21 protein-coding genes are annotated in these 22,341 nt (G+C 67.4%); 14 read left to right on the forward strand and 7 right to left on the reverse strand.

Annotated features, from left to right (window positions below; translation table 11 throughout):
- Nucleotides 1–5 precede the first annotated feature (5 nt).
- From araG to HNP55_RS14970, 9 genes are all read left to right on the forward strand, one after another.
- Nucleotides 6–1,508, forward strand: coding sequence for an L-arabinose ABC transporter ATP-binding protein AraG (gene araG, locus HNP55_RS14930; RefSeq protein ID WP_184300892.1), 1,503 nt, complete (start codon nt 6–8; stop codon nt 1,506–1,508).
- Between the two features lie 22 nt (nt 1,509–1,530).
- On the forward strand, nt 1,531–2,487 hold the full coding sequence (araH, locus tag HNP55_RS14935; protein WP_184300894.1) for an L-arabinose ABC transporter permease AraH: 957 nt from the start codon (nt 1,531–1,533) through the stop codon (nt 2,485–2,487).
- A 61-nt stretch (nt 2,488–2,548) separates the two neighbouring features.
- Nucleotides 2,549–3,715 (forward strand): SIS domain-containing protein, encoded by a 1,167-nt coding sequence (locus HNP55_RS14940; RefSeq protein WP_184300897.1) that lies wholly within the window; start codon nt 2,549–2,551, stop codon nt 3,713–3,715.
- 1 nt (nt 3,716) lies between these two features.
- Complete coding sequence (locus HNP55_RS14945) at nt 3,717–4,664, forward strand: ROK family protein (RefSeq protein ID WP_184300901.1); 948 nt, start codon at nt 3,717–3,719, stop codon at nt 4,662–4,664.
- Nucleotides 4,665–4,686: 22 nt separating this feature from the next.
- Nucleotides 4,687–5,979, forward strand: coding sequence for a D-tagatose-bisphosphate aldolase, class II, non-catalytic subunit (locus tag HNP55_RS14950; RefSeq protein ID WP_184300904.1), 1,293 nt, complete (start codon nt 4,687–4,689; stop codon nt 5,977–5,979).
- 68 nt (nt 5,980–6,047) lie between these two features.
- Nucleotides 6,048–6,815, forward strand: a complete 768-nt coding sequence (agaR, locus tag HNP55_RS14955; protein WP_184300907.1) for a transcriptional repressor AgaR — start codon at nt 6,048–6,050, stop codon at nt 6,813–6,815.
- A gap of 164 nt (nt 6,816–6,979) precedes the next feature.
- Nucleotides 6,980–8,095: an N-acetylglucosamine-6-phosphate deacetylase gene (locus HNP55_RS14960; RefSeq protein WP_184300910.1), complete on the forward strand. Its 1,116-nt coding sequence runs from the start codon at nt 6,980–6,982 to the stop codon at nt 8,093–8,095.
- A 292-nt stretch (nt 8,096–8,387) separates the two neighbouring features.
- Complete coding sequence (locus HNP55_RS14965; RefSeq protein ID WP_184300913.1) at nt 8,388–8,999, forward strand: hypothetical protein; 612 nt, start codon at nt 8,388–8,390, stop codon at nt 8,997–8,999.
- Between the two features lie 84 nt (nt 9,000–9,083).
- Nucleotides 9,084–10,208 (forward strand): DUF3800 domain-containing protein, encoded by a 1,125-nt coding sequence (locus HNP55_RS14970; protein WP_184300916.1) that lies wholly within the window; start codon nt 9,084–9,086, stop codon nt 10,206–10,208.
- 159 nt (nt 10,209–10,367) lie between these two features.
- On the opposite strand, the gene HNP55_RS14975 is transcribed toward HNP55_RS14970, so the two are convergent.
- From HNP55_RS14975 to HNP55_RS15005, 7 genes are all read right to left on the reverse strand, one after another.
- A complete protein-coding gene (locus HNP55_RS14975; RefSeq protein ID WP_184300919.1) occupies nt 10,368–10,709 on the reverse strand; it encodes a copper-binding protein in 342 nt (113 codons plus the stop codon).
- A 20-nt stretch (nt 10,710–10,729) separates the two neighbouring features.
- Nucleotides 10,730–11,215 carry a DUF411 domain-containing protein gene (locus HNP55_RS14980; RefSeq protein ID WP_184300922.1) on the reverse strand — a complete coding sequence of 162 codons (486 nt, stop codon included), beginning with the start codon at nt 11,213–11,215 and terminating at the stop codon, nt 10,730–10,732.
- 34 nt (nt 11,216–11,249) lie between these two features.
- Nucleotides 11,250–11,762, reverse strand: coding sequence for a cupredoxin domain-containing protein (locus HNP55_RS14985; RefSeq protein WP_184300925.1), 513 nt, complete (start codon nt 11,760–11,762; stop codon nt 11,250–11,252).
- Between the two features lie 21 nt (nt 11,763–11,783).
- A complete protein-coding gene (locus HNP55_RS14990) occupies nt 11,784–13,187 on the reverse strand; it encodes a copper oxidase (protein ID WP_184300928.1) in 1,404 nt (467 codons plus the stop codon).
- Nucleotides 13,188–13,209: 22 nt separating this feature from the next.
- On the reverse strand, nt 13,210–14,649 hold the full coding sequence (locus tag HNP55_RS14995) for a TolC family protein (protein ID WP_246448437.1): 1,440 nt from the start codon (nt 14,647–14,649) through the stop codon (nt 13,210–13,212).
- Nucleotides 14,646–15,011 carry a hypothetical protein gene (locus HNP55_RS15000; RefSeq protein ID WP_184300931.1) on the reverse strand — a complete coding sequence of 122 codons (366 nt, stop codon included), beginning with the start codon at nt 15,009–15,011 and terminating at the stop codon, nt 14,646–14,648. Before HNP55_RS15000 ends, HNP55_RS14995 begins: the two co-directional genes overlap by 4 nt.
- Before the next feature lie 84 nt (nt 15,012–15,095).
- Nucleotides 15,096–15,386 (reverse strand): hypothetical protein, encoded by a 291-nt coding sequence (locus tag HNP55_RS15005; RefSeq protein ID WP_221439620.1) that lies wholly within the window; start codon nt 15,384–15,386, stop codon nt 15,096–15,098.
- 152 nt (nt 15,387–15,538) lie between these two features.
- Between HNP55_RS15005 and HNP55_RS15010 the strand changes: the two genes are divergently transcribed.
- The 5 genes from HNP55_RS15010 to HNP55_RS15030 all read left to right on the forward strand — a co-directional run bounded on the left by HNP55_RS15010 (nt 15,539) and on the right by HNP55_RS15030 (nt 22,202).
- Nucleotides 15,539–15,922 carry a hypothetical protein gene (locus HNP55_RS15010; protein WP_184300937.1) on the forward strand — a complete coding sequence of 128 codons (384 nt, stop codon included), beginning with the start codon at nt 15,539–15,541 and terminating at the stop codon, nt 15,920–15,922.
- Nucleotides 15,923–16,020: 98 nt separating this feature from the next.
- On the forward strand, nt 16,021–17,292 hold the full coding sequence (locus HNP55_RS15015; protein WP_246448438.1) for a TolC family protein: 1,272 nt from the start codon (nt 16,021–16,023) through the stop codon (nt 17,290–17,292).
- Nucleotides 17,293–17,332: 40 nt separating this feature from the next.
- Entirely contained in the window at nt 17,333–17,911 is a 579-nt protein-coding gene (locus tag HNP55_RS15020; RefSeq protein WP_184300940.1) for a hypothetical protein, read from the forward strand.
- A complete protein-coding gene (locus HNP55_RS15025) occupies nt 17,908–19,047 on the forward strand; it encodes an efflux RND transporter periplasmic adaptor subunit (RefSeq protein WP_184300942.1) in 1,140 nt (379 codons plus the stop codon). The genes HNP55_RS15020 and HNP55_RS15025 overlap by 4 nt, the downstream gene beginning before the upstream one ends.
- 11 nt (nt 19,048–19,058) lie before the next feature.
- Nucleotides 19,059–22,202: an efflux RND transporter permease subunit gene (locus HNP55_RS15030; RefSeq protein ID WP_184300945.1), complete on the forward strand. Its 3,144-nt coding sequence runs from the start codon at nt 19,059–19,061 to the stop codon at nt 22,200–22,202.
- Nucleotides 22,203–22,341: the final 139 nt, after the last annotated feature.

Here is a 22,341-nt window from a genome sequence, read left to right on the forward strand (position 1 = left end):
TTCTCATGAGCGCTTTGCTGGAGTTCCGCGGCATCAGCAAGTCCTTCCCCGGCGTGCGCGCGCTGGCGGGGGTGGACTTGCAGCTGCGCCCCGGCCGCGTCCACGCCTTGATGGGCGAGAACGGTGCGGGCAAGAGCACCTTGCTGAAAATCCTCAGCGGCGATCTGGCGCCCGATGGCGGCGAGCTGCGGCTAGGGGGCCAGGTCTTGCGCCTGGGTAGCGCGGCCGACGCGCTGGAACGCGGCATCGCCGTGATCCACCAGGAGCTGCAATACGTGCCCGAGATGTCGGTGCTGGAAAACCTCTTGCTGGGCCGCATGCCCAGCCGCTGGGGTTTTGTGCAGCCCGCTCGGGCGGCGGCCGAGCTGAGTCAACGCCTGCAGGCCATGGGCATCACGCTGGACCTGAATGCCAAGCTGCGCGACTTGTCCACCGGCCAGCGCCAGATGGTGGAGATCTGCAAGGCCTTGCTGCGCGAGGCGCAGGTGATCGCGCTGGACGAGCCCACCAGCTCGCTCTCGCACCGCGAGGCCGACCAGCTATTCCGCCTGGTGTGTGAGCTGCGTGAGGCGGGCAAGGTGCTGATCTATGTCTCGCACCGCATGGACGAGATCTTCAGCCTCTGCGACAGCGCCAGCGTCCTGCGCGATGGCCGGGTGGTGGCCGAGTTTGAGCGCCTGGCGCAAGTGAGTCGGGCCGACCTGGTGCACGCCATGGTGGGGCGCGAGATCGATGACGTCTACGGCTGGCGGCCGCGCGCGATCGGCGCTGTTCGCCTGGAGGTACAGGGCTTGTGCAGCGCGCGGCTGCCGCAGCCCGCCACATTTGCCCTGCGGCGCGGCGAGATCCTGGGCTTTTTCGGCCTGGTGGGCGCTGGCCGCAGCGAGCTGATGCGGGCCATCTTCGGTGCCGATGCCGCCACGGCCGGCAGCCTGCGCCTGGACGGCCAGGCCTTGCGGCCCGAGATCGGCGCCTGCATCCGGGCGGGTTTGATGTTATGCCCCGAGGACCGCAAGGAGGACGGCATCATCACCGGCCGCTCGGTGGAAGAGAACATCAATATCAGCTGCCGCCGCCAAGGTGGCTGGCTGGGCGGCTTCATCACCGCGCCTTCGCAGGAGCGCGCCCTGGCCCAGGGCTTCATCCAGCGGCTGGCCATACGCACGACCGGGCCGCAGCAAGAGGTGCAGCGCCTCTCGGGCGGCAATCAGCAAAAAGTGATTCTGGCGCGCTGGCTGGCCGAGCGGGACTTGCGGGTGCTCATCATCGACGAGCCCACCCGCGGCATCGATGTGGGCGCCAAGCGCGAGATCTACGAGCTGCTGCAGGAGTTGGCCGAGAGCGGCGTCGGCATCATCATGGTTTCCAGCGAACTCAGCGAGGTGCTGGGCCTGGCGGACCGGGTGCTGGTGATGCGCGAGGGCGCCATCGTCGGCGAGCTGGCCCGTGCCGAAGCCAGCGAGACGGCGGTGCTGCAGCTGGCCTTTCCAGATGCCCAGGCGGCATAACAATAAATATCAACAGACAAGCATGGCGAACTCGCAAACCTCTAGGCTCCACCTCCTGCTGCAGGAGCACAGCCTGACCCTGGTCTTTCTGGCCCTGTTCACCGCCCTGAGCCTGAGCGTGGACTACTTCCTCAGCGTGCCGAACATGATTGGCCTGGCGCTCTCGGTCTCGCAGATCGGCATGGTGGCCTGCGCCATGACTTTCTGTCTGGCCTCGCGTGATTTCGACCTCTCCATCGGCTCCACCGTGGCCCTGGCCGGCGTGCTCTGCGCCGTGGTCATCAACAGCACGAACAGCATCGCCCTGGGCGTGGCGGCGGCGCTGGGCGTGGGTGCGTTGATCGGTCTGGCCAACGGCTTGCTGATCGCCAAGCTGCGCATCAATGCCTTGATCGCCACGCTGGCCAGCATGGAGATCGTGCGCGGCCTGGCCTTCATCACATCGGGCGGCCAGGCCGTGGGCATAGGCCGCGACGACTTCTTTGTGCTGGGCAGCGAGTTCCTGCTCGGCGTGCCCCTGCCGGTGTGGATCATGGGCGCCTGCGTTGTGGTCTTCGGCCTGCTGCTCAATCGCACGAGCTATGGCCGCAACACCCTGGCCATAGGCGGCAACCCCGAGGCCGCGCGCCTGGCCGGCATTCCGGTGGCGCGGCTGCGCATCACCATCTTTCTGGTGCAAGGCCTGCTGGCGGCCGCGGCCGGCATCATCCTGGCCTCGCGCATCACCAGCGGCCAGCCCAATGCGGCCCAGGGCTTCGAGCTCAACGTCATCTCGGCCTGCGTGCTGGGCGGCGTCTCGCTGATGGGCGGGCGCGCCTCCATCTTCGGCATGCTGATCGGCGTGCTCATCATGGGCACGGTGCAGAACGCGATGAATCTGCTCAATATCGATGCCTTCTACCAATACGTGGTGCGCGGCGGCATCTTGCTGATCGCCGTCGCGCTCGACCAACTCAAGCAAGGCCAGGGCCAGCACTGAAGCAGCCCGGCCCGCCCTCCGCATGCCTTCTTCCTCGATTTCTTTTTCTTCTGACCCCATCATGAGCCTCCCTCTCCTGACCCGCAGCCCCGCGCAATGGCAGGCCCTCAGCGGCCTGCACACCGCCGCGGAGATCGTCCAGCAGCCGCGCATCTGGCGCGAGCTGGCCGCGAGCCTGGCCGCGCAGCAGGGCGAGATCGGCCGCTGCCTGCAGCATTGGCTGCATGCGGCGGACAGCCTCGTCATCTTCACCGGCGCGGGCAGCTCGGCCTTCATCGGCGAGGTGCTGGCGGACGAGGTCAATCACCAGTGGCCTTGCGAGGTGCGCGCCATCGCCACCACCAGCTTGCTGAGCCATCCCAGGCTTTATCTGCGGCGCGAGCGGCCCACGCTGCTGGTGTCCTTCGCGCGCAGCGGCAACAGCCCCGAGAGCCTGGCCGCCGTGCAGCTGCTGCGCGAGCAGGTCAGCGGCTGCGGTTTTCTCAACATCACCTGCAATGAGCAGGGCGCGCTCTACCGCGAAGGCCGGGAACAGGCCGACACGCTGAACCTGCTGATGCCCGTGGGCAGCTGCGATCAAGGCTTCGCCATGACCAGCAGCTTCAGCGCCATGCTGCTGGCCGCCTTGACCGTGTTTGCTAGCGAGCCCTGGCCGCAGCGCGAGCAGCGCCTGCTGGCGCTGGCCGAGCAAGGCGAGCAAGTGCTGCAGGCCACGGCCGAGCGCCTGGCGGGCCTGGCTTTGGCGGAACGGCCGCGGGTGGTCTTCCTGGGTGACGGCCCCATGGCCGCCATCGCCAAGGAAAGCGCGCTCAAGCTGCTGGAGCTGACGGCCGGCCGCGTCGTCGCCTTTGCCGACAGCTCGCTGGGCTTCCGCCATGGCCCCAAGTCCCTGCTCAATGCCGACACCCTGGTGTTGCTCTACGCCAGCAGCGACGCGCATGCTCGCCGTTATCAGCAGGATCTGCTGGACGAGTTGCGGCGCGACGGCGTGGCCGGCGAGGTGCTGGCCCTGGGCCCGGCGCTGCCGCCTTTTGGCGAGCCTGATATCGGCCTGCCCGCGCAAGCCGGCGGCGATGCCTGGCAGGGCTTGCTGGGCCTGCTGCTGGCCCAGCAATATGCGCTGCAGCGCGCCGTCGCCCTGGGCGGCACGCCGGACAATCCCTTCCCTGGCGGCACCGTCAACCGGGTCGTGCAGGGCGTGAGCATCTACCCCTTCAAGAGCGCTTGAGATGAGCCAGGAAACCCTGCTGGGCATCGACGTCGGCGGCAGCAAGATCGAGCTGGTGGCCTACCGCTTGGCGGCGTCCGCGCCGCAGGCGATGGAGGCCGTGTTCCGCAAGCGCGTGGCCACGCCCACCCAGCAGCTGCCGGCCTTTGTGCAGGCGCTGGCCGAGCTGGTGCAGGAGGCCGAGGACGCGCTGGGCCTGCAGGCCTGCCCCCTCGGCATCGGCCTGCCCGGCCTGCGCGACGGCCAGACCGGCTTGCAGATCAGCAGCAATGTGCCCTGCCTGCACAAGCAGCCGGTGGTCGAGCTGCTGGAAAAGCGCCTGGGCCGAGGCGGGCGCCGGCTGGCCTTTGGCAATGACTGCCAGTGCTTCGCCTTGTCCGAGGCCTATGGCGGCGCGGCGGCGCAGGCGCGCAGCATGTTCGGCGCCATCCTGGGCACCGGCGCGGGCGGCGGCTTCTGTGCCGACGGGCGCCTGCTGCGCGGCGCCCAGGGCCTGGCGGGCGAGTGGGGCCATATGGCCGTGCCGGCCCGCCTGGCCCTGCACTACCAGCTGCCCCTGGTGGCCTGCGGCTGCGGCCTGCAAGGCTGCTTGGAAACCTATGTCTCGGGCAGCGGCATGCGGCGCCTGCATCAGTTCTTCAGCGGCCGGGTCAGCGAGCCCGCGGCCATTGCCGCCGCGGCCGAGGCCGGCGACGCCGCCGCCCGCCATACCCTGGACTGCTACTTCGACCTGCTGGGCTATGGCCTGGCCCAGCTGGTGCTGCTGCTGGACCCCGAGGTCCTGGTGCTGGGCGGCGGGCTCTCGCAGATGCCGCTGATGTACCAGCGCCTGCCGGCCGCCATGCGGCCGCATCTGTTTGCCCAGGTCCGGCCGCCGCGGGTGCTGCCGCCGCGCTTCGGCGATGCCGGCGGCAGCCGCGGCGCGGCCCTGCTGGCCCTGCCTTCCTAACCTTCCAAAGACCCTCACCGCCATGTCCTGGATCCTGCAACAACTCGCCGCTCACCGTGCCGGCCAAGCCCTGGGTATTTACAGCGTCTGCTCGGCCAATGAGCAGGTCTTGCTGGCCGCGCTCAAGCACGCGCAGCGCCGGGCCGGCCATGTGCTGATCGAAGCCACCTCCAACCAGGTCGATCAGTTCGGCGGCTATACCGGCATGCGGCCGCCGCAGTTCCGCGCCCATGTGCTGGCGCTGGCGGCCTCGGTGGGGCTGGCGCCCGAGCAAGTCGTCCTGGGCGGCGACCATCTGGGCCCGAACGCCTGGCAGCATCTGCCCGCCGACCAAGCCATGGGCCATGCGCGCGAGCTGATCGCGGCCTATGTGGACGCCGGCTTCGAGAAGATCCATCTGGACTGCAGCATGCGCTGCGCCGACGACCCCGCCGTTCTGTCGGACGAGCTGATCGCCGCCCGCTCGGCCGAGCTCTGCGAGGTGGCCGAGCAAGCTCATGCTCGCCGCAAGCAGGCTGGCCCCGCGCCCGTCTACGTCATCGGCACCGAGGTGCCGGTGCCCGGCGGCGAGCTGGGCGAACCCGATGTGATCGCCGTCACCCGCGCGGCCGCGGCCCGGCGCACGGTGGCCGTGCACCGCGAGGCTTTCGAGGCCCGAGCCTTGAGCAAGACCTGGCCCCGCGTCATCGCCCTGGTGGTGCAGCCGGGGGTGGACTTTGACCACAGCCGCATCTTCCATTACCAGCCCGAGGCCGCCCGCGAGCTGGCCGGTCTGGCGGAGCAGGGCCTGGGCGGCCTGCTGTTCGAAGCCCATTCCACCGACTACCAGACCGAGGCCGCGCTGAGCCAGCTGGTGCGCGACCATTTCGCCATCCTCAAGGTCGGGCCGGCCCTGAGCTTTGCGCTGCGCGAGGCCTTGTTCGCCCTGTCCGCCATCGAGCGCGAGCTGCTGCCGCCCGAGTGTTGCGCCGACCTGCCCGGCGTGCTCGAACGCTGCATGCTGGCCAAGCCCAGGCATTGGCAGAAGTACTACACGGGGCAGCCGGCCCAGCAGGCCTTGCTGCGCCGCTACTCGCTCAGCGACCGTTGTCGCTACTACTGGGGCCTGCCCGAGTTGCTGGCCGCCCAGGCCGCGCTGCTGGCCAATCTGGATGCCTGCGGCATCCCGCTGCCGCTGCTCAGCCAGCACATGCCGGTGCAGTACGAGGCCGTGCTGCAAGGCGCGCTGCCCCTGCAGGCGCAGGCCCTGCTGCTGCATCCGGTGGAGCGGCTCATCGCCCGCTACGCCAGCGCTTGCGGAGAGCGAAAACCATGAGCGCCCAGCCGCCGAAAGCCGGGGGAATCGGGGCTACAGTGCAGGCTCAGGTCGTCAACCAGAGCAGCATGAGGAATACCAATCAACGCAGGGAACAATTGCTCAAACTCCTGATGGAGCAAGGCAGCGTGCAGGTCTCGGACCTGGTGCCGCTATTGGGCGTCTCGGCCGTGACCATCCGTCACGACCTCGACCATTTTGAGCAACAGGGTTTGCTAACGCGTAATTACGGCGGTGCATTTTTCAACCCGCGCGGCACGCCCGAGCAGGACATCCGCGAAAAAGACCATCTCAATCCCACGCTGAAGGAGCGCATCGGCGTGCGCGCGGCCGAGATGGTCTCGGCCGGCGAGAACATCCTGATCGACTCCGGCACCACCACCCACAAGCTGGCGCGTTATCTGCGCACGGCCCAGGACCTGACGGTGATGAGCAACGGGCTCAATATCGTGGAGGAGCTGGCGCAGGCGGAGGGCGTGCAGGTGATGAGCACCGGCGGCGTGCTGCGCCGCGCCTCGCAGTCCTTCCAGGGCGTGCAGGCAGAGGCCAGCCTGGCCACCTATAACTTCGACAAATTATTCCTGGGGGTGGACGGCTTCGATCTGCACTTCGGCATCACCACCCATAGCGAGCGCGAGGCCAGCCTGAACCGCAAGATGGTGGAGCGTTCGCGCCGCACCATTGTGCTGACCGACTCCAGCAAGTTCGGCCGCGTCAGCCTGCATCGCATCATCGGCCTGGAGCGGGTGCAGACACTCATCACCGACGCCGGCATCAGCGCCGAGTACCGCGACGGCCTGCAGCGCCTGGGTATCGAGCTGATCGTGGTCGACTGATGAACATCCCAGGCCCCTGGCGGCGCCCTGCGTTCGCGGAGAAACATGGAATTCAATTTCAACCACAGAGACACAGAGTTCATTCAATTGAGTTCCTGGTATTCCTCTGTGTTTTTCTCTGTGTCTCCGTGTCTCTGTGGTCGTCTTTTGGAGTTTTGTTTCTCATGAATCAGACCCAGGTATTGCAAGGCCGCATCCTGACGGCCGCTGGCTGGCTGCGCGGGCGGCTGTACGTCGAGCACGGCCGCATCCAGCGCCTGCAAGAAGACGCGAGCGTGGCCGCCGACACGCTCATCCTGCCCGGCTTCATCGATCTGCATGTGCATGGCGGCGAGGGCGTGGACATCATGCGTGGCGGCGACGCGGCCCAGCATGTGGCGCGCGCCCATGCCCGCCACGGCACGACCGCCATGCTGGGCACGACCATGACGGCCCATGCACCCGAGATCGAGCGCGCTCTGCAGGGTCTGGCCGGCGCCATTGCCCGGCGCGACCCGGCCGGCGCGCGGGTGCTGGGCGTGCATCTGGAAGGGCCTTTTTTGAACCATCGCCGCCTGGGTGCGCAGCCGCCCCTGGTCGTGGAGGCCACGCTGGCAGGCGTGCAGCGCCTGCATGCCATCGCCCCCATCAAGGTGCTGACCCTGGCGCCCGAGGTCGGCGGCCATCTGGCCCTGATCCCCGCGCTGTGCGAGCTGGGCATACGGGTGCAACTGGGCCATAGCGCGGGCACCTATGAAGACGGCCTGGCCGCGCTGCAGGCCGGTGCGGCGGGCTTCACGCATTTGTTCAACGGCATGACGCCGCTCAATCACCGCGACCCCGGCATGGTGGGCGCGGCCCTGGCCCATGCGGAGTTTGCCGAGCTGATCCCCGATCTGCACCATGTGCATGCCGGGGCCTTGCGGGCGGCTTTTCGCAGCATCCCAAAAGCCTACGGCGTGAGCGATGCAACGGCCGCCACCGGCATGCCCGATGGCGAATACGCCCTGGGTTCGCAGCGGGTGATGAAGTGCTTTGGCTGCGTGCGCCTGGTGCTGGGTGACTCCTTGGCCGGCAGCGCCCTCACCATGGACCAGGCCTTGCGCAATCTGGTCAGCATCGGCCTGGACCTGGCCGACGCCTCGCGTCGTTTGTCCCAGTATCCGGCGGAGTATCTGGGTATTCAAGCGGAGCGCGGCGTGCTGCAGGCCGGCGCTTGGGCTGACCTGGTGGTGATGGATGCTGAGTTGCTAGTGCGACAGGTTTTTGTCGAAGGGGCTGAGGTTGACTTGGCCGGGTAAGGCGGGCCCTGGGTGCGTGCTCCGAGTTGCTTTGCTTAAGCTGCAATGCCAGCTCGCCAAAGTGACTGTGACAGCCGTGGAACCTCTCCAGCTTCAACGGCTGGGTTCACTCCCACGGCAACAGGTTGGTCTTTAGTCGTCAGTGAAGTTGGTTGAACTTTGGCAACAGGCTGAAAGGAAACGTTTTGTAGTGGGCACAATGTGCGCGCCGACTTGAGCCTGCTACGCGCGTCCCAGGGCGTAGGTAGCGGCAGTACGTCGCCCGCACTTAGCCAACATCTGACTCAGAAGCATGGAATCCGTCCGCACCGTTGCCAAGTACCACGCCGACCGCATACGCAACACCATCAAGGGCTCTGATCCACGTAATCACCGGTATGAATACGGCGGTATCGACGATCCGCAAGCAACAAAGCTGATGCTCGCGCTTGAGGTCCGTCGATTGGCTGAGTTGCTTGTCGTGGCAGATGCCTGGGAGAAGTTATACGACGGTGACGAGAAAAAGTTTATCAATGTTGGCATGAACGACCTCCTCGATGTCATGGGCCGAGCAAAGCGGTGGGGCATGAAACTGGACGACATTGAAGGAGGCGGTGGGTTGCTCGCCAAGATTCCACAGGGACGTTTCAAACTGAGGTACATGACGGCCGGCGGTAAGACGAACGAGCAATTGCGGCGTAATGCTGACAGCGTGTTTCAGTTCATCTTCGCGATGTCAAGTAAGGTCCTGCATGCAGATGAATATAGCGTGCAGAACCACTGCACTGATGATCCGCATGCTTGGACAAGTCTTGTCATGGTTGCGGACCTAGTTCTTGGCAGGTACGACGACTGGGTGACCACTCACCAGCCGTCAGAATCGGCCTCTGCCCATTGCGCCGGCAGCGGCTCCGTCAGTAATTGAAGTTCGGAAGGCGCGGGTAAACTTGGCGAACCACTGACCGGTCGTTCACCACGGTTGGGTCATGGTCGTCAGCAGCCTCAAAACATGCACATCATCCAGGCAGACAACCAACGCAACCCTTACGCGAACCCCAGCTGGGATCAACCTCTGCGGCTGTACTACGATGAGACCAATAACATCAGGCGGCTCACGCTGTCGGAGGTCGGGTTGAACAATGACCCGAACAGGATGTTCGCGCTTGCTGGAATCGCGTTGAAGCCTGGTAAAGAGATCGTTGGCTGGGATGCGTTGCGCAAGGAGATGGGAATCCAGGTCAGCGCAACCGAGATCAAGTACAAGCATGTGGCACCGCCGGAGTACGAGGGTGCGCTGGCCTCAGAGAGGTTGACGTCGTTCCTTGAGTGGCTGACCGAGTCGGAGACGCTCATCCACTACTCCGTTCTCGATGTGCTGTTCTGGTCGGTACTGGACATTATCGAGTCCTTGATGAATGACGAACGCGTCAACATCAACGAAGTGCACATGGAGCTTAAGAACGAACTCGTCTTCGCCGTCAAGGTCGCCCCCAGCGCTTTCATGACCCTGCTTCATGGATTCGGATATCCGAACCTCAAGCGCGCAGACGTCCCAGCGTTTCTGAAGTGCGTCTTGGCATTTGTCGAACGAAGGCTCCCGAAAAACCGCAACTTTGCCACTCAAGCGCTCAAGAAGCTGCTGCGTAATGCTGCAAAGTTGCCGCGACTAGAGCTGATCGTTCTCCACGACAACGAGCCCGGCGAGCTGATCGGCGACTTCTCTACGCATTTCACGCATGTGCTGTGCATGTTCAAGCAAGCGTCTCACGTCTTGGATCGTGAAACGAACATTGAGCGGATCTTGCAAAGGGTTGAGATCAGGAATGGGGAACGCCGCCTTGACTATCGCTTTTCTGATTCGAAGAGCGAGATCGGCATTCAAGCCTCCGATGTGATTGCGGGGTTGATCGGGCGGCACTTCACATACGTTCTTGGCCACTCGCTGCCGGAACTTCAGCAAGCTCTTGATCGATTCTCCGCGCGCCAGCACAAGAATCTCAGCCTGTTGCGCGGACTAATCGACGCCTCTGATGCATACAGCAACGGCCTTCTACACGCTGTTCAGCCATTGGACACCTGGTTGAAGAACGGCATGTTTCTGTATGGCCGGCCGGCCCCTGATTTTCTGCGCTGATAGCGGCGCCGTGGCGGACTCGCTGGTGGCGGAAGGTCCGTAGCCGCTGCAGAACCACCCTTGATCCGCGACATGGCCCTCCTATTACGCGGGAAGCCTTCGTAGAACTGTTGCGCGAGGCGCACTTGACCCTGCGCCTCACACCGATCTCGATCCGCCTTACGGCCTTTGCAACCGGGTCACAACAAACACGCCCTCAATGCGAGCCGCATCAAAGCGAATCTTGTCGCCCACCTTGAGCGCGTTCAGCTGCGCCTCGTCCTTCAGCACAAACACCATGGTCATGCCGGGCATGGCCAGGCTTTTGATGGGGCCGTGCTTGATGGTGATTTTTTTGTTCTCCACATCGATGCGGCGGATCTCGCCCTCGGCCAGCTCGGGCGCTTGTGCTTGCGCTTCGCTGGCTGCCGCTGCGGCGGCAGGCTGAGGTGTGGGCATGGTCGCGTGGGCCGCGCCCACCAGAGACAAGAGAAGGCTCAGGGCCAGGGCATGCTTGTTCATGGGATCAGTCCTTTTCGATTTCAAGGGTAGCTTTGGTAGACGCTGCTGCTGCCATTCTTGGCCAGCAAGAGCACCTCATAAGGATCTTTTCGCGTGCCGTATTCGGGGCCGTCCATGCCGGGCGAGCCGATAGGCATGGCGGGCACGGCCAGGCCTATGGCCTTGGGGCGCTCTTTCAGCAGGCGATGGATCTCGCGCGCCGGCACATGGCCCTCGATGGCATAACCCCCTACCAGGCCGGTGTGGCAGGAGCCGTATTGCAGGCTCACGCCCAGGCGGGCGCGGGCATCGGTATTGCCGTCGTCGTGGCTCTGCACCCGGAAGCCGTTCGCTTCCAGATGTTTGATCCAGTCATTGCAGCAGCCGCAGCTGGGGCCTTTCCAGACCTGGATCAGCGGGGCCGGGGCTTTTTTTTCCTTTGAATCGCTGGCCAGGGCTGGTGCGGCGAGCAAAAAGGCGCTGCCGGCCAGCAGCAGGCGGCGCCGGGTGGGTGGGCGTTTGAACATGGTTTTTCCTTTCGCTTGCTGATGTGGCAAGGCATCAATGGCTGTGTTTTTTGGTCTGGGCTTTGACGATCACCTTGCCCACCATGCCCGCCTGGTAGTGGCCGGCGATCAGGCAGGCGAAGTCGAACTCGCCGGCGCGGTTGAAGGTCCAGACGATCTCGCCCGTGTGGCCCGGCGCCACATGGGCCATATAGGGCTCATCGTGGGCCATGCCGGGGTGCTTGAGCATCATGGCCGCGTGCGCGTCCAGCTGGGCCTTGTTGCCCAGCACGAACTCGTGCATCACCGCGCCCTCGTTCCTGATGCGCAGGCGCAGGGTCTCGCCCTGCTTGACCTCGACTTTTTGCGGGCTGAAGCGCATCTGGTCGTTCATGCTGAAGTTCAGCGTGCGGGTGGCGGCCTGGGCCGGGGCGGCAATGCCCCAGGCCGTCTGCTCCGGGCGCAGGGGCTGGTCTTGCGGGTGTGCGTCGCCATGGGCTTGCGCGAGCGAGCTCATGCTCAGCAGGGCGATCGCCGCCAGGCGCTTGATTCCGAAGATGGGTTTCATGGTCGGCTCCTTTGCATCAAATCAATGGTGGTCGTGGCCGCCGGGCTTGCGCACCTTCAACTCGGTGCTGCTGGCCGGCGGGTTCTGCTGGGGCATGGATTGCCTGGACTGGCTCTTGGCGCCGCCACGGCTGGCCTCGGGCAGGGCGCCGCTCCATTCATAAGCCACCTCGCCCTTGGGGTGACGGTACCAGCCGGGGTCGCTGTAGTCGCCGGGCTTTTGCTCCTTGCGCACCTTGAGCACCGAGAACATGCCGCCCATCTCCACCCCGCCAAACGGGCCCTGGCCCGTCATCATCGGCAGGGTGTTGTCGGGCAGGGGCATGCTCATCTCGCCCATATCGGCCATGCCGCGCTCGCCCATCACCATATAGTCGGGCACCAGCTTGCTGATCTTCTGGGCCAGGCCGCTGTGGTCCACGCCAATCATGGTGGGCAGGCCGTGGCCCATGGCATTCATGGTGTGGTGGCTTTTGTGGCAGTGCAGGGCCCAGTCGCCCGGCTCGTCGGCCACAAAATCCAGCTGCCGCATCTGGCCCACCGCCACATCGGTCGTCACCTCGGGCCAGCGCGCGCTGCGAGGCACGGGGCCGCCGTCGGTGCCGGTGACCATGAACTCGTGGCCGTGCAGATGGATGGGGTGGTTGGTCATGGTCAGATTGCCCACGCGCAGCCTCACCTTGTCGCCCAGGCGCACATGGAGCGAGTCAATGCCGGGGAAGACGCGGCTGTTCCAGGTCCAGAGATTGAAGTCCGTCATCGTCGAGATCCTGGGCGTGGCCGCACCCGGCTCGACGTCGTAGGCGCTGAGCAGAAAGCAGAAGTCGCGGTCCACCGCGTCGATCAGCGGATGGCGGCTCTTGGGGTGGGTGACCCAGAAGCCCATCATGCCCATAGCCATCTGCGTCATCTCGTCCGCATGTGGGTGGTACATAAATGTGCCGGGCCGGCGCGCCGTGAACTCGTAGACAAAGGTCTTGCCCGGCTGGATGGAAGGCTGGGTCAGGCCCGAGACCCCGTCCATGCCATTGGGCAGGCGCTGGCCATGCCAGTGCACGCTGGTGTGCTCGGGCAGCTTGTTGGTGACGAAGATGCGCAGCCGGTCTCCCTCCACCACCTCGATGGTGGGCCCGGGAGATTGGCCGTTATAGCCCCAGAGATGGGCCTTCATGCCCGGTGCCAGCTCGCGCACAACGGGCTCGGCCACCAGATGGAACTCCTTCACGCCCTGGTTCATGCGCCAGGGCAGGGTCCAGCCGTTCAGCGTCACCACCGGGTTGTAGGGCCGGCCATTGGGCGGCAGCAGGGGAGGCTGGGTGTCGGGCGAGCTTTGCAGCACCGGCTCGGGCAGGGCGGCCAGGGCCACGGTGGAGACGGCCGTGGCCGACACGGCCGCGCCTTTCAAAAGATTGCGTCGGTTCAACATCGCGGATTCCTAACTATTTTTCTCAGTGGCCCGCGGGCGCGGCGGCAGGGGCCGTGCCCGCTGCTTCGCCGGGGCCGCTCAGGCTGGGCTTGCCGATCAAGGCCATGTCCAGATCGGCGCGCGCCGTCCAGAAATCGCGCTGGGCGGCGATGGCGCCCATCACGCTGGCCATCTGGCTGCGCGAGTCGGCCAGCAGCTCGAACACGCTGATGAACATGCCGTTGTAGCGCAGCAGGTATTCTTCCGAGATGCGCTTGGCCGTGGGCACGATGTCGTCGCGGTAATGGCGGGCGATGTCGTAGCTGCTGCGCAGGCCCAGATAGGCTTCGCGCACCTCGGAGCGCGCCGCGATGGCCACCTCGGCCGCCTGGTGCAGGCTTTGCATATACAGGCGCTCGGCCCGCGCGACGCGGGCATCGCCCCAGTCGAACAGGGGCAGCTCTATGCTCAGCTCGTAGCCGGTCTGCTTGGGTGCATCGTTAGAGCTGTTGTTGATCAGGCCCAGCTCCAGCACATTGACGAAGCGGGTGATCTTGTTCAGCCCCAGATTGCGCGCCATCTGCTCGCTCTGCAGCTTGGCGGCCTGCACGTCCAGGCGCTGGGCAAAAGCCTGCTGCTCGATCTCCGGTTGCTCCTGGATCTCGCTCGGCAGCTCGGGCAGGCGCTCGGGCAGCTTGAGCGCCTGGGCCTGCGCACCCCACAGGCCCAGCAGGCGGATCAGGCGTTCGCGCGCCGCGACCTCGGCTTGCTGGCCGCGCGCCAAATTCAGCACCGCCTCGGCGTAGAAGCCGTGCTCGCGCGCCTGCTCCAGCTTGTTGAGATTGCCGGCCCGGGCCAGGCGCCGGGCCATCTCGGCGCCGGCATCGGCGGCCTCCTTGACCTGCTCCAGATAACGCAAGGTCTGCGCGGCAGCCACCGAGCGGTAGAAGGCCTTGCGGGTCTCGGCCGCCAAGGCCAGCATCTGCTGCGAGGTCTGCAGCTGCTGGGCGGCAAAACGGCGCTGCTCCAACTGCCGGTTCAGCGGCAGCGTGATCAGATGGCCGAGGTCGAAGGACAGCGAGCGCTCGATCTCGCGCTCATCCCCCTTCTTGCTGCGGCCAAACGAGAAGCCCGGATTGGGCAGGCGGCTGGCCTGCACCAGTTCCGCCTCGGCCAGGCCCAGGGCCTGGAACCTGGCTTGCAGGCCGGGGTTGTTGAGCAGGGCGATCTGCAGGGCGCTGTCGGCCGTCAGCGGCTGTTCCAGCAACTCGGCCACGCGCTGGGCGACGCCGTCCTGGGCGAGGGGCAGCTCCTGGCCCAGATGCTGGCGGGCGGCTTGCTGCACCGGGCCCATGCCGCGGTCTGGGCTGAGGCTGGCGCAGGCGCCCAGCAGCAGGGGCAGGGCGGCGATCAGCAGCAGGCGGGGCGCACGGCGCAGGGGCTTGATGTGGGTGCTGAGGCGCATGGGGGCGGGGCTCCTCATGGCTGCACCTGCGCGGCAGGCAGGGGCTGATGGTGCTGATGGTGCTGATGGTGCTGATGGTGCGCCTGGCCAGGCGCCACGTCGCCCTGGCCGGCATAGGCCCGCCAGCCACCGGCGCGCCTCACCTCCTCGTTGACGAGGGGCCAGGCGGCGAGGCTTTGCTCACGGTGGGGGCGGTAGGCCTTGAAGGCCGAGCGGTAATGCAGGGCCGGCACGGCGGCCTGCGGGTTCAGGGCTTGAAGCTGTGGCGGGGCGCTAGGCGGGCAGGCGCTGGCCAGCGCCGGGCTCGCCAGGGTGGCGGCGACGACGCAAAGCACAGCTAGCAGCGCCCGGCCCGGATGCTCCAGGATGGCGGATGACATGGCAAGACTCGCAAAAAAGAGTGGCAAGGCCGCGCAGCTCGAGATTCGGTTGCGTGGCAGGGCTTCAGAGCGAGCCGGGCTCGCTCAGAGGCGAGCCAGCCGGGGCGGTCGTTCGATGCCGCCTGTCATCACCCGCTCCAGGCCGCGCAAAGGGCTGGAGCTGAGGGCTTGGTCCAAGGGCGGAGCCGCCAGCTCGGGCTGCTCCGTCGTCAGAGCGGCCGCGCTGCAGCAGGAGGCGCAGGCACTGCATTTGCCGTGGGCCTTGTCCGAGGATTGCTGTGCATCACCCGGCTGCGCGTGATGCGCCTCGGCCGCTTGCGCGTGGTGCTCGTGCGAGCCTGCCTGGGTGTGCGAAACCGGAGCGCAGAAAAGCATGGCTTGCGCCGCGAATCCCTGCACGGGAAGCGCCAGCGCCAACAAGCAGGCCAAGGCAAATTGCACGAATCGGTTCGTCATGACGGGCAAAGTGTACGTCAGAAGACCTTGGCCCAGCCGGGCCTGCCGGTCTTGCGCTTACACTGCCGGCCATGCGCCGCCTGCTGCTCATTCTGTTGATGCTGATCATGACCACCCAATGGACTTGGGCGGCCGTGGCGAGCGCCTGCCAGCATGAGTCCGGCCAGGCCTCGCGCCATATCGGCCATCACGAGCACAAGCACGAAGGGGCCGCCAGCGGCCTGCTTGAGCTGGGCGATGCCGACGCCGATCCCTCCCTGCCCGATGCCCAAAGCCTTTTTGTGCTCGACGCCGACTGCGCCACCTGCCATGTCGGTGCTTTGGCCTTGCTGGCGCCGGGCGATGCGCTGGCGCCGGGGCAGATGCAGGACGCGGCCCTGACGCCTTATCTGCGCTCCATCACCCACGGCGTGCCCGAACGCCTGATACGCCCCCCGCACCTCCAACTCCGCTGAAGCGGCGAGTTTGAACTCGCCTTCGCTGGCCGGCTCATGCCTTGAGCCGGCCGTGCCGGACCTCGTCAGCAGGTCCGCTGCAAGCCGGAGTTTTTTGGATGTTCACGACGAATTTGAAATCCCGCTGGGCGCGCTGGCGCCCCGGGAGGCAGGCGCTTGCCTGCGGCACGCTGCTGATGCTGGCCATCAGCCCGAGTCATGCCGAACCCCAGCCCATAGGCCTGGCCCAGCTCTTCGAGCAGGCCTGGGCCTTGCAAGCCGAGGCCGCCGCCGCACCCGCCCGGCAGCAGGCCGTGGCGGCCCGCCGCCAGCAGGCACAGGCCTGGACGGCCGACGCCCTCAGCCTGGAGCTGGCGGCCAAGACCGACCGCTTCGGAGGCCAGAACCAAGGCAGCCGCGAGTACGAGCTGGGCCTGCAGATCCCGCTGTGGCTGCCGGGTGAACGCGGCCGCAGCCAGGCCCTGGCCGAGGCCGAGCAGGGCGCGCTCGACAGCCGCCTGGCGGCGGCGCGCTGGCGCCTGGCCGCCCAGGTGCGCGAGGCCTGGTGGCAGTGGCAGCTGCAGCAGCAAGACCTGGCCCTGGCGGCCGAGCGCCTGCAGGCCGCCACGCAGCTGAGCCGCGACGTGGCCCGCCGCGTCGCGGCCGGCGAGCTGGCCCGGGCCGATCAGCACCAGGCCGAGTCGACCCGCCTGGCCGCCGAGCTGGAGTCGCAGCAAGCGCAGCTCGCTTCGCAACAGGCGCGGCAGAAACTGCTGGCCCTGGGCCTGCAGCCGGCGCAGCGCCTGGCGGAGCAGGGCGAGGCGCTGCCCGAGCCGAGGCCGGATGAGGCCGTCCCGCCCGAGCACCCGGCCCTGCAGGAGTTGCGCGACAGGCTGGGCCTGAGCGAGCGCGCCCACGCCCTGCTGCAAACCCAGGACCGCGCCAACCCGGCCCTGCGCCTGAGCAGCAGCCGCGAGCGTGGCGGCTTTGGCGAGCCCTTCACGCAGACGCTGACGCTGGGCCTGAGCATCCCGCTGGGCGCGGCGCCGGCCCAGCGCTCGCGCCTGGCCAATGCCCAGGCCGAGCAGCTGGAGGCACGCGCCCTGCTGCAGCAGCAGGAGCTGCAGCTGCGCGGCGAGATCGCGCAGGCCCGCCTGGCCCTGCAAAGCGCTCAGAGCCAGGCCGAGCTGGCAGCGCACAGAGCCGCGCTGGCCCAGCAGACGCGCGGCTTCTTCGCCAAGTCCTTCGCCCTGGGCCAGAGCGATCTGCCCCAGCTGCTGCGGGTGGAGCAAGACGCCTTCGAGGCTCAGCGCCAGAGCCAGCGCGCGGGCCTGCGCCTGCAGCAGGCGCGGTCGGAGCTGCGCCAGGCCCTGGGCCTGCTGCCGATTTGATCGGCCCACAGCCAGCCCCCCATATTTTGAAAGTGATGCCATGAAGTTTTATTCATCTCTTGTTTGCTCGGCGCCGCAGCAGCTGCTGCTATGCCTGAGCCTGTTGCTGCCCGCCGCCGCGGCCTGGGCCCACGAAGGCCATGAGGCCGCGCCCAAGCCGGTGGCGGCTGGCCCCGCGGACCAAGGCGCGCCGCAGCGCTTTGCCCTCAGCTCCGCCAACTACGAGCTGGTGGGCGTCCTGAAGGGTCAGGAACTGAGGCTTTATCTGGACCACGCCGCCGACAACCGCCCGGTGCAGGACGCCCAGCTGAGCCTGGAGTTAGGCGGGCAGCAGCTCAAGCCCGAGCCGCATGGCGAGGCCGGTGAGTTCGAGCTGGCGCTGGCCGCGCCACCCAAGCCCGGCATTTGGCCTATCCAGGCCCTGGTGCAAAGCCAGGGTCGGAGCGAGCTCCTCAAGGGCAAGCTGGAAATCACCTCGCCCAGCCCGGCCGCCGCGCCCGCTGGCCACAAATTCGGCCCCGGCCTGGCCGCGGCCCTGCTGGGCGCCATCGCCCTGGCCGCCCTGGCCTGGCGCGGCAGCCGCCGCCTGGTGGCACGCAAGAACGGAGTTAGCGCATGAAGCCCCTGATCGAATTGCATCCCCGCCTGCGGGCCTTGGCCGCCCTCTTGCTGCTGAGCGGCCTGGCCTGGCCGCTGGCGTCCGCCTTGGCGGGGCCGGGCCATGACCACGAGGAACCCGCCGCCAGCCTGCCCGGCCAGGGGCCGCAGCGCCAGGCCGATGGCGCCGTCTTTCTGCCCAAGCCGGCCCAGCGCCAGATGGGCTTGCGCACCCAGCCGGTCCATATGGCCGCGCTGCCGCGCAGCGTGGAGTTGAATGCCCGCGTCGTGCTGGACCCCAATGCCGGCGGCCGGGTGCAAGCCATGGCGGCGGGCCGGCTGGTGGCGGGGCCGCAGGGCTTGCCCAGCCTGGGCCAGGCGGTGCAGAAAGGCCAGATCCTGGCCTGGCTGGAACCGGCCACCGGGGCGCTGGAGCGCGCCAGCCAGGCCGCCCAGCTGGCCGAGCTGAAGGCCGCGGCCGAGCTGGCGCAAAAGCGCCTGAAGCGCCTGCGCGAGCTGGCCGACACCGTGCCGCGCAAGGAGATCGAGGCCCTGGAGGCTGAAGCGCAAAGCCTGCAATCGCGCGGCCTCGCCCTCAGCGGCGGCCTGCAGGCGCGCGAGGCCTTGCGGGCGCCGGCCAGCGGCGTGATCGCCTCCGCCAATGCCTACGCCGGCCAGGTGGTGGAGGCACGCGAGCTGCTGTTCGAGGTGCTGGACCCGCAGCGCCTGCGCATCGAGGCCCTGGCCTTTGACGCGGCCCTGGCCGCCGATGTGGCCGGCGCCACCCTGGCCCTGGGCGGTCAGCGCCTGGCGCTGGACTTCGTCGGCGCGGGCCTGAGCCTGCGCGAGCAGGCCCTGCCCCTGGTCTTCAAACCCCGTGCGGGCGAGTCGGCCCCGCCCCTGCTGCTGGGCCAGACGCTCAAGCTCTGGGTGCAGACGCGCAGCCAGGTCCAGGGCCTGGCCCTGCCCGCGGCCGCCTTGCTGCGCAACCCGGCCAACCAGGCCATGGTCTGGGTCAAGACGGCGCCGGAGCGCTTCGAGCCCCGGGTGGTGCAGGTGCAGGCCCTGGACGGCGCCTCGGTCGCCGTGACGGCCGGCCTGCGGGACGGCGACCGGGTGGTGAGCGAGGCCGCCGGCCTGCTCAACCAGATCCGCTGAAGGGAGCCGCCATGTTCAAGTGGATTCTTGATAACAGCCTGGGCAACCGCCTGCTGGTGCTGATCGCCGCAGCGCTGCTGATGGCCTACGGCGCCTTCACGCTGACGCGCACGCCGGTCGACGTCTTCCCCGATCTCAACAAGCCCACGGTCACGCTGATGACCGAGGCCGGCGGCATGGCCGCCGAGGAGGTGGAGCAGTTGATCAGCATGCCGCTGGAGACGGTGATGAACGGCCTGCCCGGCGTGGAGTCCGTACGCTCCACTTCCAGCGCCGGCCTGTCCTTTGTCTACCTCACCTTTGACTGGCGCACCGAGATCTTCCGCGCCCGCCAGATGGTGACGGAGCGCCTGGGCAGCCTGGACGAGGGCAGCCTGCCACCGGGCATCACGCCGCGCATGGGGCCGGTCAGCTCCATCATGGGCGAGATCATGCAGATCGCCATCCCCATCGACGCCGCGGCCAGCGCCCCGGGTGGCGTGAGCCCGGCCATGGCCGTGCGCGAGTACGCCGACTGGGCCCTGCGCCCGCGCCTGTTGGCCATTCCCGGCGTGGCCCAGGTCATCCCCATCGGCGGGGAGCTGCGCCAGTTCCGGGTGCAGCCGGACACGGCCCGCATGGCGCAGATGGGCATCACGGTGGAGCAGCTGGCCGCTGCGTTGAGGGGTTATGCAGCCAATAGCTCGGGCGGCTTTCTGGCCCAGAACGGGCGCGAGTACCTGATCCGCCATCTGGGCCGCAGCAGCGATCTGGCCGATCTGCAGCAGCTGGCCGTGGGCGCCCGCGAGGGCCGGCCCATTCTGCTGCGCCAGGTGGCCGAGGTCAGCTTCGCCGCGGCGCTCAAGCGCGGGGACGCGGGCTTCGAGGGCGCGCCGGCCGTCATCCTGGGCATCCAGAAACAGCCGACGGCGGACACCTTGGTGCTGACGCGGGCCATCGAGGAAGCGCTGGCGCAGATGAAGGCCGGCCTGCCCGCCGGCATGGCCCAGCCGCGCGTCACCTTCCGCCAGGCCAGCTTCATCGAGGCCTCCATCAACACCTTGCAAGGCAAGCTGATCGGCGCCTCGGTGTTTGTGGCCCTGATCCTGCTGCTCTTCCTGGGCAATCTGCGCATCACGGTGATCGCGCTGGTGGCGATTCCCGTCTCCATCTTCATCACCGCCCTGGTGTTCAAGTACTTCGGGCTCTCGATCAACACCATGACCCTGGGCGGCCTGGCCATCGCCATCGGCGGCCTGGTGGACGATGCGGTGGTTGACATCGAGAACATCCTGCGCCGCCTCAAGCAGGACCGCTTGCTGCCGCCCGAGCAGCGCACGCCGGCCCTGCGCCTGGTGGCCCAGGCCAGCCTGGAGGTGCGCTCGGCGATTCTCTACGCCACCCTCATCATCGTGCTGGTCTTCCTGCCCCTGTTCGCCCTGCCGGGCATGGAGGGCCGCTTGTTCGTGCCCTTGGGCATTGCCTTCATCGTCTCCACCCTGGCCAGCCTGCTGGTCTCGGTGACGGTGACGCCGGTGCTCAGCCTCTATCTGCTGCCGCGCATGAAGTCGCTGGACCATGGCGACACCCGCCTGCTGGCCTGGCTGAAATCGCGCTACCGCGTGGCCCTGCAGGCCACGCTGGCGCGGCCGCGCGCGGCCATCGCGGCGGCGCTGCTGGCCGTGCTGGCGGCCGTGGCGGCCGTGCCCTTCTTCGCCACCACCTTTTTGCCGCCCTTCAACGAAGGCAGCCTGCTGGTGGGCCTGCGGCTCAACCCCGGGGTGACGCTGGAGGCCAGCTCGACGGTCGCCCGCCAGGCCGAGCAGTTGCTGGCCCAGGTGCCCGAGGTCACGCATGTGGGCCGGCGCAGCGGCCGGGCCGAGCTGGACGAGCATGCCGAGGGCGTGCATGTCAGCGAGCTGGATGTGGGCCTGCTGCCGCAGGCCGAGATCAGCCGCAGCATGGACGAGATCAAGGCCGATATGCGAGCCCGCCTGAGCCTGCTGCCGGTGGCCGTCAGCCTGGGCCAGCCGATCTCGCACCGCATCGACCACATGCTCTCGGGCGTGCGCTCGCAGATCGCCATCAAGATCTTCGGCGAGGACCTGGACCAGCTGCGCGGCCAGGCCGAAGCCCTGCGCGAGCGCCTGGCCAAGATCCCCGGCCTGGCCGATCTGGAGGTGGAGAAGATGGTGCTGGCGCCGCAGATCAAGGTGCGCATCGACTACGCTGCGGCGGCGCGTTATGGCGTGCCGGTTCCGCATCTGCTGGCGACGCTGCAGACCCTGGTGCAGGGCGAGCAGATGGCCCAGATCATCGAGGGCGGCCGCCGCTTCCCCCTGGTGCTGCGCCTGCCCGAGGGTCAGCGCGCGATGGATGGCCTGGCCGGCCTGATGATGGACACGCCCACGGGCCGCGTGCCCCTGTCCCTGCTGGCCAGCATCGAGGAGGGCGATGGCCCCAACCAGATCAGCCGCGACGAGGGCAAGCGCCGCATCGTGCTCTCGGCCAATGCGCAGGGGCGGGCCTTGTCGGACATCGTGGTGGACATCCGCGCGGCCGTGGCGGCCACACCCCTGCCCGAGGGCTTCTTCATCACCCTGGGCGGCCAGTTCAAGGCGCAGGAGGAGGCCTCGCGTCTGGTCGGCCTGCTGTCCCTGGTGTCGGCGGCACTGATGTTTGTGGTCTTGTTCAGCCGCTACAAAAGCACGCGCCTGGCCTTGATGATCATGGTCAATATTCCCCTCGCCCTGGTGGGGGCGGTGCTGGGCCTGTGGATCTCGGGCCAGCCGCTGTCGGTGGCGGCCCTGGTGGGCTTCATCACGCTGGCGGGCATCTCGGTGCGCAACGGCATTCTGAAGGTCAGCCACTACATCAATCTGATGCGCTTCGAGGGCGAGCGCTTTGATCTGCAGATGATTCTGCGCGGCTCGGTGGAGCGGCTCAGCCCGGTCTTGATGACGGCCTTGGTGACGGCGTTTGCGCTGGCGCCGCTGCTGTTCGAGGCCGAGCGGCCGGGCACCGAGATCCTGCATCCGGTGGCGGTGGTGATCTTCTCGGGCCTGATCAGCTCGACCTTGCTGGACACCTTTCTGACCCCGGTCTTGTTCTGGCTGTTCGGCCGCCGCGAGGCCGAGCGGCTCTTGCAGGAGGGCGCGCCGGGCGAGGCGATCTGAGCGTTTGAAGCGTTTGGCAAGGGGCGGCCTTGGCAGGCTGCCCCTTGTCGTTTTTGCGGCACGGTGCTGACAGAACAGCGCGGCAGCTAAGAGTGGCTAACTCTCAAAATATTGGCATAAGTACCCGACGGCGCAGCGA

It is taken from the genome of Roseateles oligotrophus (genome assembly GCF_014204525.1).
GTDB classification, from domain to species: Bacteria; Pseudomonadota; Gammaproteobacteria; order Burkholderiales; family Burkholderiaceae_C; genus Paucibacter_A; species Paucibacter_A oligotrophus_A.

Coding starts and splice junctions, on each gene's coding strand:
- HNP55_RS15030 (WP_184300945.1), top strand. CDS start 19,059: ATGTTCAAGTGGATTCTTGATAACAGCCTGGGCAACCGCCTGCTGGTG.
- HNP55_RS14985 (WP_184300925.1), bottom strand. CDS start 11,762: ATGAAACCCATCTTCGGAATCAAGCGCCTGGCGGCGATCGCCCTGCTG.
- HNP55_RS15025 (WP_184300942.1), top strand. CDS start 17,908: ATGAAGCCCCTGATCGAATTGCATCCCCGCCTGCGGGCCTTGGCCGCC.
- HNP55_RS15000 (WP_184300931.1), bottom strand. CDS start 15,011: ATGTCATCCGCCATCCTGGAGCATCCGGGCCGGGCGCTGCTAGCTGTG.
- HNP55_RS14945 (WP_184300901.1), top strand. CDS start 3,717: ATGAGCCAGGAAACCCTGCTGGGCATCGACGTCGGCGGCAGCAAGATC.
- araH (WP_184300894.1), top strand. CDS start 1,531: ATGGCGAACTCGCAAACCTCTAGGCTCCACCTCCTGCTGCAGGAGCAC.
- HNP55_RS15010 (WP_184300937.1), top strand. CDS start 15,539: ATGCGCCGCCTGCTGCTCATTCTGTTGATGCTGATCATGACCACCCAA.
- HNP55_RS15005 (WP_221439620.1), bottom strand. CDS start 15,386: ATGCTTTTCTGCGCTCCGGTTTCGCACACCCAGGCAGGCTCGCACGAG.
- HNP55_RS14965 (WP_184300913.1), top strand. CDS start 8,388: ATGGAATCCGTCCGCACCGTTGCCAAGTACCACGCCGACCGCATACGC.
- HNP55_RS15020 (WP_184300940.1), top strand. CDS start 17,333: ATGAAGTTTTATTCATCTCTTGTTTGCTCGGCGCCGCAGCAGCTGCTG.
- HNP55_RS14960 (WP_184300910.1), top strand. CDS start 6,980: ATGAATCAGACCCAGGTATTGCAAGGCCGCATCCTGACGGCCGCTGGC.
- agaR (WP_184300907.1), top strand. CDS start 6,048: ATGAGGAATACCAATCAACGCAGGGAACAATTGCTCAAACTCCTGATG.
- HNP55_RS14975 (WP_184300919.1), bottom strand. CDS start 10,709: ATGAACAAGCATGCCCTGGCCCTGAGCCTTCTCTTGTCTCTGGTGGGC.
- HNP55_RS15015 (WP_246448438.1), top strand. CDS start 16,021: ATGTTCACGACGAATTTGAAATCCCGCTGGGCGCGCTGGCGCCCCGGG.
- HNP55_RS14950 (WP_184300904.1), top strand. CDS start 4,687: ATGTCCTGGATCCTGCAACAACTCGCCGCTCACCGTGCCGGCCAAGCC.
- araG (WP_184300892.1), top strand. CDS start 6: ATGAGCGCTTTGCTGGAGTTCCGCGGCATCAGCAAGTCCTTCCCCGGC.
- HNP55_RS14940 (WP_184300897.1), top strand. CDS start 2,549: ATGAGCCTCCCTCTCCTGACCCGCAGCCCCGCGCAATGGCAGGCCCTC.
- HNP55_RS14970 (WP_184300916.1), top strand. CDS start 9,084: ATGCACATCATCCAGGCAGACAACCAACGCAACCCTTACGCGAACCCC.
- HNP55_RS14990 (WP_184300928.1), bottom strand. CDS start 13,187: ATGTTGAACCGACGCAATCTTTTGAAAGGCGCGGCCGTGTCGGCCACG.
- HNP55_RS14980 (WP_184300922.1), bottom strand. CDS start 11,215: ATGTTCAAACGCCCACCCACCCGGCGCCGCCTGCTGCTGGCCGGCAGC.
- HNP55_RS14995 (WP_246448437.1), bottom strand. CDS start 14,649: ATGAGGAGCCCCGCCCCCATGCGCCTCAGCACCCACATCAAGCCCCTG.